Here is an 11930-nt window from a genome sequence, read left to right on the forward strand (position 1 = left end):
TCTTCAGAAGATCGCGACGCTACGAATCGACTCGCCCTTGTGCATCAGATCGAACGCGTCGTTGATGCGCTCGATGGGCATCTGGTGCGTGATCAGCTCGTCGATCTTGATCTTGCCGTCCATGTACCAGTCGACGATCTTCGGCACGTCGGTGCGGCCCCGCGCGCCGCCGAACGCCGTGCCCTTCCACACGCGCCCGGTGACCAGCTGGAAGGGACGCGTCTTGATCTCCTGACCTGCGCCCGCGACGCCGATGATCACGGACACGCCCCAACCGCGATGGCAGCACTCCAGCGCCTGACGCATCAGATCGACGTTGCCCACGCACTCGAAGCTGTAATCGGCGCCGCCATCGGTGACATTCACCAGGTGTGCCACCAGGTCGCCGCCGACCTCTTTGGGATTCACGAAATGCGTCATGCCGAACGCTTCGGCGAGTTTCACGCGTCCCGGATTGATGTCGACGCCGACGATCTTGTTCGCACCCGCGAGCCGCGCGCCTTGAATCACATTCAAGCCGATGCCGCCCAAGCCGAACACGACGACGTTCGCGCCCGGCTCGACCTTGGCGGTATTGATCACGGCGCCGATGCCGGTCGTGACGCCGCAGCCGATATAACAAACCTTGTCGAACGGCGCGTCCTCGCGAATCTTGGCGAGCGCAATCTCCGGCAGCACCGTGAAGTTCGAGAACGTGGAACATCCCATGTAGTGATGGATCATCTCCTTGCCGATCGAGAAGCGACTGGTGCCGTCGGGCATCACGCCCTTGCCTTGCGTGGCGCGAATCTGCGTACAGAGATTGGTCTTGCGCGACAGGCACGATTTGCACTGACGGCATTCGGGCGTGTACAGCGGAATGACATGATCGCCCTTCTTCAACGTGGTCACGCCAGGGCCGACATCCACGACGACACCGGCGCCCTCGTGGCCGAAAATCACCGGAAACAAGCCTTCCGGATCCGCACCGGAGCGGGTGAACTCATCGGTGTGACAGATGCCGGTGGCTTTGATCTCGACCAGCACCTCGCCGGCGCGTGGCCCATCGAGATCCACCGTCGTGACTTCGAGCGGCTTGCCTGCGGCATATGCAACTGCAGCTTTGACTTTCATACATGCTCCCCGGGCGGGCTTACTTGACCTTGCCGCTGGCATCGAGCAGCGGCACGCGATAACTCGACAGGATCTCGTCGATCCGGGCCTGGTGCGAGCCGATCCAGTTATCGAGCTCGCCCTGCCATTGTTTTTCGCCAAAGCGCACGCCCATGGCGATCTCGTAATCGAAACGGATCTGCGGGTCGGGCAAAAAAGGCACGGCGTGCCACCGGGACGATCCCGAAGGCGACGCCGTGTGTCGCTGCACCAGATAACCCGCCATGGGCCCCCACAGAATGGCGACGTCGATCTTTTTCTCGTTCAGATCCCGCTCGATGATGTGCGCGGGATTCTCGTGAACATCGCCGCTCTGCGGCGCGTACACGACAGCTTGTTCGAGCAGTCCATGACGCAACAACCAGTCCGCGCCCGGCGAGCGTCCGAACACGCCGATACGCAGTGAAGATAATTTGTCAGGCGGCAGCTTCAGCAGATCGTCGGCGCTCCGCACCTCTCCATACTTGGCCGGATCCGCGAACAGCAGCGCATAAGTCGAGCGCATATACGGCCGCGTCGTGGCCGTGAGCTCGTAACCCTTGGGCACGCCGATGATCACATCGCATTTGAATTGTTGCGTGGCCTCGTCCCGTTGACGCAACGTATTGCGGACGAAGCCCATGCGCTGTGGAAAGAAGGTGTATTCGACGCGCCGGCCCAGATCGCTGGCCAGCGCCTCAGCGATCTTGTTCTCATAGCCCTCGCCGCGCTGGTTGGACAACGGCAGGTTGTCCGGATCGGCGCAGACGCGGAGGATGGTTTCGGACTGATCCGCCGCAGCGACGCCCGCTGCGGCGAATGACAGCAGAAGACAGGCCAGCCCGGTCGCGCCCACGCGCAATCTATTGCATCGGCTGCAGGCGGCCAGGCTGGATCTTGCCATCGGAGCGACCTTTCAAGTAGGCGTACAGGCCTTCCCAGTTCTCGTTCACCATCGCGCTGGTGTTGAACGGCGGCATGCCCTTCTCCGGGCGGCCGTTCATGATCGTGGTGTGGAAGTCCTCTTTGCTGAGCTTCTTCATCGACTCCACCAGCGACGGGCCGACCATGCCTTCCTGTTCGGCCCCGTGGCAGCGCTCGCATGCGAGCGCCCGCCACGTCTTCCAGCCTTTCAATGTTTTCTCATCGACCTTGTTGCCATCCTGCACCTGGTAGAGAGCATCGGCCGCGGGTGCGTCGTTGGCACTCGTGCACACCGCGGCGATACTCATGACCAGAAACCCGATCGACCACTTTGCTACCCGCAGTTTCAATGAGCCCATTTGCGGTGAGCTCACTTCAGCGCGGTCGTGGCCGAGCCAGTGCTGTCTGGCAACCCGAAGATGAACAACGAGCCGCCGAGCGTCGTGTACTTCGCCAGATCCTTGTAACCGCCCACCGCGCCCAGGCCTTCGGTGGATTCGGTCAGGCCCGCCGCCATGCCGATGCCGGCCCAGCCGCCGATGCCGGAGTACACGCCGACGTACTGCTTGCCGCCGTACTCATACGTGAACACGTTGCCGATGATTCCGGACGGGGTCTTGAACTTCCACAGCTCCTTGCCGTCCTTCGGCGAAACCGCCTTGATATAACCTTCCAGCGTGCCGTAGAACACCACGTCGCCGGCGGTGGTCAGCGCGCCCGACCAGACCGAGAAACGTTCCGGCTTCGACCACATGATCTTGCCTTGAGCCGCATCCCACGCGATGAAGTTGCCCATGCCGCCGTGGCTGCCCGGCGTCGGATACATGGTCAACGTCGCGCCCACGAACGGTTGCCCGGCGGTGTATTCCACCTGGAAGGGCTCATACGTCATGCAGACGTGATTGGTCGGGACCATGATCAAGCCGCTCTTGCGATCGTAGCTGGCGGGCTGCTGGTCCTTGGTGCCGAGCGCGGCCGGGCATATATCTTTCACATTCACGTCGGGACCGGTGGTCCCGGGCGAATATTTCTTGTCGACCACCGGCCGGCCGGTCTTCATGTCGACCTTGGTCGCCCAGTTCACCGTCGGATCGTATTTTTCTGCGACCAGCAGCTCGCCGGTATCGCGGTTCAAGGTGTAGCCGAAGCCGTTGCGGTCGAAATGCACCACCGCCGGCACCTGCTTGCCCTTGATGTTGAGATCGACCAGCAGCATCTCGTTGATGCCGTCATAGTCCCATTCGTCGTGCGGCGTCATCTGATAGGCCCACTTCGCCATGCCCGTGTTCAGATCGCGGGCGAAGATGGTCATGGACCATTTGTTGTCGCCGGGACGCTGCGACGGATTCCACGTGCCCGGATTGCCCGTGCCGTAGTAAACGAGGTTCAGCTTCGGATCGTAGGCGTACCAGCCCCAGGTGGTGCCGCCGCCCAACTTCCATTGATCGCCCTTCCAGGATTTGATCGAGGAGTCGGCGCCGACCGGCGCCATCTTGCCGTTGGTCCAGGTCATGGTCTTGGCCGGATCGATCAGCACTTCCTTATCCGGGCCGGTGCTCCACGCGGTCCATTTCTTCTTGCCGGTGGCCAGGTCGTACGCGATCAGGCGGCCGCGCACACCGAACTCACCGCCGGAGATGCCGGTGATCACCGTGTCCTTGAAGACATGCGGTGCGTTGGTGTTGGTCTCGCCGATCTTCGGATCGCCGTTCTTCGCGGACCACATCACCTTGCCGGTGTTGGCGTCCAGCGCGACCAGCGTCGTGTCCGCCTGTTGCAGCAGGATCTTGCCGTCGCCATAGGCCAGGCCGCGGTTGACAGTGTCACAGCACATGACCGGTACAACCGACGCATCCTGCTTGGGCTCATACTTCCACTTGTAGGATTGGTCCTTCAGATTCACCGCGAACACGTTGTTCGGAAACGGCGTGTGGATGTACATCGTGTCGCCGATCACCAGCGGCGAACCCTCGTGGCCGCGTAGCACGCCGGTGGACATCGTCCATGCCACCTGCATGCGACCGACGTTGCTGGCGTTGATCTGCTTCAGTTCACTATAGCGATGATTCGCATAGTCACCGGCCTGGGCGGCCCAGTTGGATGACTTGCTCATATGAGTTTCGAGGTCCGCGGCCGAAGCCAAGGTGACGGTGGACGAGGCAGCCACCAGCAGGACCCAGCGATGCTGACGTTTCATGTTCAATCCCCCGAGACTGACCGAAATTTTTTGTTGGCGGCCGTTGGCGCGCCGCATGCACAATCATGCTCACGCCAACTTCATTCCACCTCCGCGAGGCGACCATGACGATGCAACGCCTGTGCCAGCAATCCACTCTCGGGTTCATGGCGATTGCTTTGGTGATATTCGGCAAGCCGGCGAGCGGCGATGAAGACGAAGGGCCGGTGCACAACTACCCGACTCAGGCGCGCGTCGAGTATGTGAATGAATGCATCGCGAAGCACGACGACAGCCTGGCGAACGTCTATCAGTGCTCGTGCACCATCGATCGCATTGCCGACGTGCTGACCTACGACGAGTTCGTCAATGCGATTACGTTCGCGCGCTACTCCGGCCTGCCGGGCGAAGGTGGCGCGGTGTTCCGGGATTCCGACGAAGCCAAGTCCACCGCCAAGCGGTTTCGCGAACTGGAGAAACAGGTTCAGCGGGATTGCGGCCTCAAATCCTGAGGGGGATCAGGGCGGCGCGGGGCCGAGCACGATGCCCCAGGGCGAACTGCCCACGGGGATCCGTTTCACCTCGGTCAGCGTCGTTGTATCCACGACACTCACATCGTTCGACGGTCCGTTCGCGGTGTACAAGTGCCGCCCATCGGCGGACAGCGCGATGCCCCACGGACGCTTGCCGACCGGCACTTCCTTGATGAGCTTCATTGCCTGCGGCGCGTCTTTGGTATCGATGATGGCAACGGTGCCGCCCCGGCCGGTGCTCAAATACAAACGGTTACGCGCGGAATCCTGAACGACCGCCATTGGCCGCGTGGCCTCGCGCAGTTGTAACAACCGTCGCACGGGCTCGTTGCCCGTCACCGGCATGCTATACAACGAGGCATCCAGTTCGCCCGACACATAAGCGGTGTTGCCATCGGGCGCGAACGCCATGTCGCGCGGCCGCTTGCCCACCGGCACCGTCTTTGTAACTTTTAGCGTAGCGGTATCGATGACAGAGACCGAGCTGTCCGACTCGTTCGTGACCAGCACCCAGCGCCCATTCGGCGTCATCGCCACGCCTTCCGGCTCCAATCCGACCTTGATGCGCTCGATCACTTTGCCGGCATCCACGTCGACCACCGAGAGCAGGCCGACATCTTCATTCGCCACGTAGAGCCGCTTGCCATCGTTGCTCATAGCAAACTGCTCGGGGTCGGAGCCGGCGGCCAGCACCTTGATTACCTTGCGTGAAGCCGTGTCGACGACTGCAATTCCGTCGGCCTTCAGGTCGCGCTCGAGCTTGGCGCACTCCTCATCCGGCACCGTGGGCGGACATTTCGGCAAGCCGCTCACGGCCACGAACAATTGCGAGCCATCGCGCGATAACTTCAAGCCGCGCGGCCGCTTACCGACATCGATCGTGGCGATGCTGGCGAAGCTCTCGGCGTTCAGCACCGAGACCGACTGGCCATCTTCATTGGAAACATAGGCGCGGGCGGTGGCCGCATTGCTGGAGGCTGCGGCGACCTCGAATATGTATCCGCATACACCGAAGACCATCACCCCTACTAGTGGCCGCCACGCGACATGCTTCATGATCCCGCTCCGTTGACTCATTAACGTTCTGAGTTAGCACACGATATGCCACCGGTGATTATCTTGGTTAAACTTAACACCGCTGGCAGCGAAGACACTGCATCGGATGCGGTGGGACAATCAATCCGCGGGCGAGTGTGTCAGGGGCGATACAGACCGTGACACTGTCACGGCACAGTTGACACATCGCCGCATCGGGATGAATGAAGGAGAATTCATGGACGCAACTGCAGTGCATGCGGGGAATGTGCTCGAGTTCGTTCGCGAGCCTCAGTCTGGCCAGACGAGGTCGCACGCGGTCGGGCCGCCACTCACCTTGCACCCCGCGATCGCCGGCTCCTGGCGCCGCTGCGCCATCGATTATTCCATCGACCCAGGACGCCGCACCTACGCTCCCACCGTGATCGACGCGGCGGTGCTCGCCGAGCGACTGGTTCAGCACGCCGATCTTTTACAAATTGCCGCTGCCGAAATCGACTGGCTCTACGAACACATCGCCGGCTCCGGCTATGCGCTGGTGCTCACCGATGCCAGCGGCATCGTGCTGTATGAGAAAACCGATTCCACACTCGTCGATGTATTCCGCTCCGCCGGCCTGCTGGTCGGCGCCGACTGGAGCGAGCGCGAAGAAGGCACGAACGGCATCGGCACGTGCATCGCCGAGAACCGCCCGGTGATCGTGTATCGCGAAGAACATTTCCGCGCCTGTCACATCGGCCTCTCCTGCTCGGGCGCGCCGATCCGCGATGCCTCGGGCAACCTGCTCGCCGTTCTCGATGCTTCCACGCTGAATGCGCGCGACACGCGAGCGAGCCTGGCGCACACGATGGCGCTGGTGAGTCTGTCGGCGCAGCTGATCGAGAAATGTCTGTTCTTGCAGCAGTTCCAGGGCGAGACCGTGTTCCGCTTCCACGCCCGCCCCGAATTCGTGAATCTTCAGCACAGCGGCGCAATTGCCGTCGCCCGCGACGGCCGGGTAGTCGCCGTCGACGAGACCGCGTTGTGGCTGCTGCGAGCGAAGAATCGCGAGACCCTGGTCGGCCGCAGCATCGACGAGATCTTCCAAGTGAACCCGTCGGATCTGATCGAGCCCATGAGCCGCACGCAGCTGTCGTTGCGCCCGGTCCGCGACGTGCTGTTCGGCCGGCATTTCTTCCTGAGCCTGGATCAGGATGCGACCACGACGCGCGCCATCAATGTCCCGCCGCCGTCGCGAGAGATCCTGCAGCTTTCTGGAGCCGTGCCCCGCAAGGCGACGCTCTCGCTCGAGGACCTCGCCGGCGACGATCCGCAGATGGCACGTAATATAAGGAGTGCCCGGCGCATCGCTTCCTCGCGCGTGCCCGTCATGATCCAAGGCCCGACCGGCGCCGGCAAAGAGATGTTTGCACGCGCTTTGCATGCTGCCAGTGATCGAGCCGCGCGCTCCTTCGTGGCCCTGAACTGCGCCGCCATTCCCGAGACGCTCATCGAGAGCGAGCTGTTCGGGTATGCGGCCGGCGCATTCACCGGGGCCCGCAAGGGAGGCATGAAAGGCAAGATCCTGCAGTCCTCCGGAGGCACCTTGTTCCTCGATGAGATCGGCGACATGCAGTTGAGCTTGCAGACCCGCCTGTTGCGCGTCCTGGAGGAACAAGAGGTCATGCCGTTGGGAACGGAGACGCCGATCAAAGTCGACCTGCGCGTGATGTGCGCCTCGCATCAGAACCTGCGAGCCATGATCGCGCGCGGCGCTTTTCGAGAGGACCTCTATTATCGACTCAACGGCATCACCATCGAATTGCCGCCGCTCGCCCAGCGCACCGACAAGGAACGGCTGATCCGGGAATTCCTTGCCTCCGAAAGCTGCGATGGCCGCCCGGTCGCAATCGAGATCGATGCGTTCCAACGCCTGCTCGACTACAGCTGGCCGGGCAACGTGCGCGAGCTGCGCAATGTGATCCGGACCATCCTGGCGATCTGCGACAGCGACGTGATCCGCATGGTCGACCTGCCCAGCGAAGTGCGACTGTGCCAGAGCCGCTGCGACGATGGCGGCGACGCGACGCCGTCGATCGAGCGCGAAGAATTGATTCAGTGTATCCGTGAATGCGAAGGCAACATGTCACGCGCGGCCGAACGGCTGGGCGTGAGCCGAAATACTCTGTATCGCCGCTGCAAGCGACTGGACATTCCATTACAGCACTCGCGCGGCATCATCTGACCCGATAACACCCAAGGATGGGAAGGGAGTCTGGGGATGCGTTTGGCAACGACGACTGCCGCCTGGTCCACGCTTGCCTTGCTGGCCACGGCGGCATCCGCAGACGAAATCATCGATACGGTCACGGTCATCGGCGTCACGCCGCTGACAGGCTCGCTCGTCGATCGCAACCGGGTCGCGGCTCCCGTGCAAACCGCGAGCTCGAAGCAGATCGAACGCTCGCACGCCCTGGATCTCACGTCCTACATGAATCGCCACGTCGGCAGCGTGTACGTCAACGACATCCAGAACAATTCGCTCCAGCCCGACGTGAACTATCGCGGCTACACCGCGTCGCCCCTGCTCGGCACGCCGCAGGGCCTCTCCGTCTACCTCGACGGCATGCGGCTCAATCAGCCGTTCGGCGACGTCGTGAGCTGGGACCTGCTGCCCAAAGAGGCGCTGGCCAGCATGACGCTGATTCCCGGATCGAATCCGGTGTTCGGTTCCAACACACTCGGCGGCGCGCTGGCTTTGCAGACGAAGGACGGCATCGGCTATCCGGGCTACGGCGTCGAAGTGAACTACGGCTCATACAATCGACAGCGCGTCGCTGCAAGCGCCGCCTCTTACGCCGAGAATGGCTTGCATTGGTTCGCAACGGGCAACGAGCTGCGCGACGACGGTTGGCGCGATGACTCTCCGACCAAAGCACGTCAGTTCTTCGGCAAACTCGGCTGGCGCAACGATGCCACGGACGTATCGATCACCGGCTCGTATGCCGACACCGACCTCACGGGCAACGGTCTGCAAGACGTGCAGTTGCTGAGTCAGGATTACGAGAGCGTCTACACCAAGCCCGACCAGACCAAGAACGAGTCATACCTGGTGAACCTGGTGGTCACGCACAAGCTGACCGACACCGTCGCCTTGTCCGGCAACGCGCATTATCGAAGCATTCAGACCCACACGCTCAACGGCGATCTCAACGACGACTCGCTCGGCGAATCGTTATACCAGCCGAGCGCCGACGAGCGCGAAGCGCTCGAGGAAGCGGGCTACACCGGCTTTCCAACGAGCGGCGAAACGCAGGCCAATACGCCCTTCCCGTTCTGGCGCTGTGTCGCCAACGCGCTGACCAACGAAGAGCCCAACGAGAAGTGCAACGGCCTGATCAATCGAACTCGTACCAAGCAGCATGACGCCGGCGTCTCGCTGCAAGCGACCTTCACGGCGCCAATGGCTTCGCTGAACAATCAGTTGATCGTCGGAGTATCCGGCCTGAAGAGCGCCGCGAAGTTCGGGCAGTCCTCGCAGTTCGGTTACGTGCTGCCCGATCGCAGTATCGCAGCGGTCGACGGCCCTGGCGCTTTCGCCGATGGCACTCAGGAATCCGAAGACGCCTTCGATTCACGCGTCGATCTCGACGGCGACACGACGACGCGCAGCGTCTACTTCACGGACACTGTCGAGCTGTCGCGGGTGATGCAACTTACTTTGTCGGGCCGCTATGACCGCACGACCGTCGACAACGAGGACAACATCACCGCAGCCGGCGAATCGGGGTCGCTCACCGCGAAACATCGGTTCAGCCGCTTCAATCCGGCCATTGGTGTGACGTTCAATCCCAGTGATGGACTATCAGCTTACGTTGGCTATACCGAAGGCAGCCGCGCTCCTTCATCAATCGAGCTGGGCTGCGCCGATCCCGAGAACCCCTGCCGACTGCCCAACGCGATGGCCGGCGATCCACCGCTCAATCAAGTCGTTACGCGCACCATGGAAATCGGCGCCCGCGGCATGGTGGCCAAACACCTCGCATGGAACATCGGCGTGTTCCGCGCCGACAATCGCGACGACATTCTTTTCGTGGCCGACGACACCTCGGGCTTCGGCTACTTCAAGAACTTCGGCAAGACCCGCCGCCAGGGCGTCGAGCTCGGCGCCAGCAGTCAGTTCGGCCCACTGTATGTCGGCGCCAACTACACTTATCTGGACGCGACGTATCGAAGCACCGAGGAACTGCTCGGCGAAGGCAACAGCTCCAACGAGGAAGGCCCCGGATTCGAAGGCACCATCGACGTCGAACCGGGCGACCGCATTCCGCTCACTCCGCGACACATTCTCAAAGCCTTCGCGGGCTGGGATGTGACGGAACAGATCTCCCTCAGTCTCGATGTGATCAATATCGGCAGCTCGTATGCGAGAGGCAATGAAAACAACGAGCACGAAGCGGAGGCGCCGTTCTATCTTGGACCCGGCGAGATTGGCGGCTACACGGTGCTGAACCTGGGCGTGGAATATCGACCGATGCAGTCACTGCAGTTGTTTGCACAGGTCAACAATCTGCTCGATCGTGAGTACTACACAGGGGCGCAACTGGGATCGACAGGCTTTAACGCCAACGGTGAATTTGTCGCACGGCCGTTCGACGACCCGATCGTCGATGACGAGCGTCCGCTGCTTGGCTCGACGTTTCTCGCGCCGGGCGCGCCGCGGACCTATTGGCTAGGCGCGAAGTTCTCATTCAGCGGAGCGCAGAAGCGCTGAGAGATGGCAAAGCATCGTGGCATTTCACGACGCAGGATGTACCAACTACGGCTTGCGATACCCAACGGAATGGTGGCGCCTGCGCTCGCGGCCAACAGGATTGCGCAGTTGTTACATACTACGTCTCCATATTGCGTTTCCACATTTGCGGCGCTATACGAGAACGGGTCGGTCACGAACAATCTCGCGGCATGGAAGCCTTGTCCCGTGAGTAACAAACTCCATGCTGCAGCTGGCCAGAAGTGGCAGCGCCCTTTGCCTGGTGTTGCTGTGTTCCTGTAGTAGCAAGGCGCCTCCGGCGCCGCCGCCGCCCGAAGTGCGCGTGGTCACTGCGAAAGCGCAATCCATCGAAAACATTTCTGAGGTTCCTGGCCGCGTGCAGGCCGTCCGCACATCGCAAGTGCGTGCGCGCGTGGACGGCATCGTCGAGCGGCGCCTCTATGACGAAGGAACCGACGTCAAAGCAGGCCAGACGCTCTTCGTCATCGACCCACGCGAGTATCGATCCAATGTGAGCGCGGTGGCCGCCACGCTGACGCGCGCTCAGGCGACGGCTGCGAATGCGCGGCAGGACGTTGAACGCTACAAAGGTCTGGTCAAAGAACAGGCGATCAGCCAGCAGGAGTTCGACGCCGCGATGGCGCGTTTGCGCACAGCCGATGCGGACGTGGAGCAAACACAGGCCCAGCTGGAGAGCGCGAAGCTCAATCTGAGTTATACGACGGTAACCGCACCGATCGCCGGTCGCGCCGGTCGCGCGCAAGTCACCGAAGGCGCGCTGGTCAGCGCCGCTTCGGCGACCTTGCTCACCACCATCGAGCAGCTCGAGCCGATCTATGTGAATTTCTCACAGTCGAGCGCCTATCTCATGGCGATACGGCGCGAGATGGCCGCGGGCACGCTCAAAGTACCCGAGCTGGGCAAAGTCGCGGTGACGCTGCTACTGGAGGACGGCAGCACCTATCCGCATTCCGGGCACCTGAATTTCCTCGACCTCTCCATCGATCAAGCGACCGGCACCGCGGCCGTGCGCGCCGAGTTTCCGAATCCAGAGCGCATCCTGCTGCCGGGACAGTTCGTGCGAGCACGCGTGGAGGTGGGCATTCGGCCCCATGGGTTCTGGATTCCGCAACGCGCGATTCAACTCAGCCAGTCGGGCGCGACCGTGATGACGATCGCCGAGGGCGACACGGTCGCACCCCGGCCGGTGAAGCTGGGCGATCAACGCGGCGACAAATGGATCGTGCTCGAAGGACTCCAGGATGGAGATCGCGTCGTCGTGGACGGCATCCAGAAAGTTCAGCCCGGCGCACACGTGCGTGTGATCAGCGCCGACGAGCCCGCCGCGAGCGCCGCCAAGCCTGCGGAGCAATGATCT

General features: G+C 62.1%; 9 protein-coding genes. 4 read left to right on the forward strand and 5 right to left on the reverse strand.

What is annotated here, in order from left to right:
• Positions 1 to 3 precede the first annotated feature (3 nt).
• The 4 genes from GYH35_RS02975 to GYH35_RS02990 all read right to left on the reverse strand — a co-directional run bounded on the left by GYH35_RS02975 (position 4) and on the right by GYH35_RS02990 (position 4252).
• A complete protein-coding gene (locus GYH35_RS02975) occupies positions 4 to 1113 on the reverse strand; it encodes an S-(hydroxymethyl)glutathione dehydrogenase/class III alcohol dehydrogenase (protein WP_161813655.1) in 1110 nt (369 codons plus the stop codon).
• Positions 1114 to 1132: 19 nt separating this feature from the next.
• Positions 1133 to 2035 carry a quinoprotein dehydrogenase-associated putative ABC transporter substrate-binding protein gene (locus tag GYH35_RS02980; protein WP_161827607.1) on the reverse strand — a complete coding sequence of 301 codons (903 nt, stop codon included), beginning with the start codon at positions 2033 to 2035 and terminating at the stop codon, positions 1133 to 1135.
• Positions 1995 to 2363, reverse strand: a complete 369-nt coding sequence (locus GYH35_RS02985) for a c-type cytochrome (protein ID WP_161813653.1) — start codon at positions 2361 to 2363, stop codon at positions 1995 to 1997. The genes GYH35_RS02980 and GYH35_RS02985 overlap by 41 nt, the downstream gene beginning before the upstream one ends.
• Positions 2364 to 2425: 62 nt before the next feature.
• On the reverse strand, positions 2426 to 4252 hold the full coding sequence (locus GYH35_RS02990; RefSeq protein WP_161813652.1) for a methanol/ethanol family PQQ-dependent dehydrogenase: 1827 nt from the start codon (positions 4250 to 4252) through the stop codon (positions 2426 to 2428).
• Positions 4253 to 4356: 104 nt separating this feature from the next.
• Here GYH35_RS02990 and GYH35_RS02995 point away from each other — a divergent pair, with 104 nt between their 5' ends.
• The gene (locus GYH35_RS02995) at positions 4357 to 4743 is read left to right on the forward strand and encodes a hypothetical protein (RefSeq protein WP_202624045.1); all 387 of its coding nucleotides are present in this window, start codon (positions 4357 to 4359) and stop codon (positions 4741 to 4743) included.
• Between the two features lie 6 nt (positions 4744 to 4749).
• Here the strand turns inward: GYH35_RS02995 and GYH35_RS03000 are convergent, their stop codons facing one another.
• Positions 4750 to 5820, reverse strand: a complete 1071-nt coding sequence (locus tag GYH35_RS03000; protein ID WP_161827608.1) for a beta-propeller fold lactonase family protein — start codon at positions 5818 to 5820, stop codon at positions 4750 to 4752.
• A 217-nt stretch (positions 5821 to 6037) separates the two neighbouring features.
• Here GYH35_RS03000 and GYH35_RS03005 point away from each other — a divergent pair, with 217 nt between their 5' ends.
• The 3 genes from GYH35_RS03005 to GYH35_RS03015 all read left to right on the forward strand — a co-directional run bounded on the left by GYH35_RS03005 (position 6038) and on the right by GYH35_RS03015 (position 11927).
• Positions 6038 to 8023, forward strand: a complete 1986-nt coding sequence (locus GYH35_RS03005) for a sigma-54-dependent Fis family transcriptional regulator (RefSeq protein ID WP_161813650.1) — start codon at positions 6038 to 6040, stop codon at positions 8021 to 8023.
• 36 nt (positions 8024 to 8059) lie between these two features.
• A complete protein-coding gene (locus GYH35_RS03010; RefSeq protein WP_161827609.1) occupies positions 8060 to 10552 on the forward strand; it encodes a TonB-dependent receptor in 2493 nt (830 codons plus the stop codon).
• Between the two features lie 223 nt (positions 10553 to 10775).
• On the forward strand, positions 10776 to 11927 hold the full coding sequence (locus tag GYH35_RS03015; RefSeq protein WP_161813648.1) for an efflux RND transporter periplasmic adaptor subunit: 1152 nt from the start codon (positions 10776 to 10778) through the stop codon (positions 11925 to 11927).
• Positions 11928 to 11930: the final 3 nt, after the last annotated feature.

The organism is Steroidobacter agaridevorans, assembly GCF_009932555.1.
GTDB classification, from domain to species: domain Bacteria; phylum Pseudomonadota; class Gammaproteobacteria; order Steroidobacterales; family Steroidobacteraceae; genus Steroidobacter; species Steroidobacter agaridevorans.

What these genes read in the sequence shown, in the direction of transcription:
- GYH35_RS02975 (WP_161813655.1), bottom strand. Translation starts at nt 1,113, where the DNA reads ATGAAAGTCAAAGCTGCAGTTGCATATGCCGCAGGCAAGCCGCTCGAA.
- GYH35_RS02980 (WP_161827607.1), bottom strand. Translation starts at nt 2,035, where the DNA reads ATGGCAAGATCCAGCCTGGCCGCCTGCAGCCGATGCAATAGATTGCGC.
- GYH35_RS02985 (WP_161813653.1), bottom strand. Translation starts at nt 2,363, where the DNA reads ATGAGTATCGCCGCGGTGTGCACGAGTGCCAACGACGCACCCGCGGCC.
- GYH35_RS02990 (WP_161813652.1), bottom strand. Translation starts at nt 4,252, where the DNA reads ATGAAACGTCAGCATCGCTGGGTCCTGCTGGTGGCTGCCTCGTCCACC.
- GYH35_RS02995 (WP_202624045.1), top strand. Translation starts at nt 4,357, where the DNA reads ATGACGATGCAACGCCTGTGCCAGCAATCCACTCTCGGGTTCATGGCG.
- GYH35_RS03000 (WP_161827608.1), bottom strand. Translation starts at nt 5,820, where the DNA reads ATGAAGCATGTCGCGTGGCGGCCACTAGTAGGGGTGATGGTCTTCGGT.
- GYH35_RS03005 (WP_161813650.1), top strand. Translation starts at nt 6,038, where the DNA reads ATGGACGCAACTGCAGTGCATGCGGGGAATGTGCTCGAGTTCGTTCGC.
- GYH35_RS03010 (WP_161827609.1), top strand. Translation starts at nt 8,060, where the DNA reads ATGCGTTTGGCAACGACGACTGCCGCCTGGTCCACGCTTGCCTTGCTG.
- GYH35_RS03015 (WP_161813648.1), top strand. Translation starts at nt 10,776, where the DNA reads ATGCTGCAGCTGGCCAGAAGTGGCAGCGCCCTTTGCCTGGTGTTGCTG.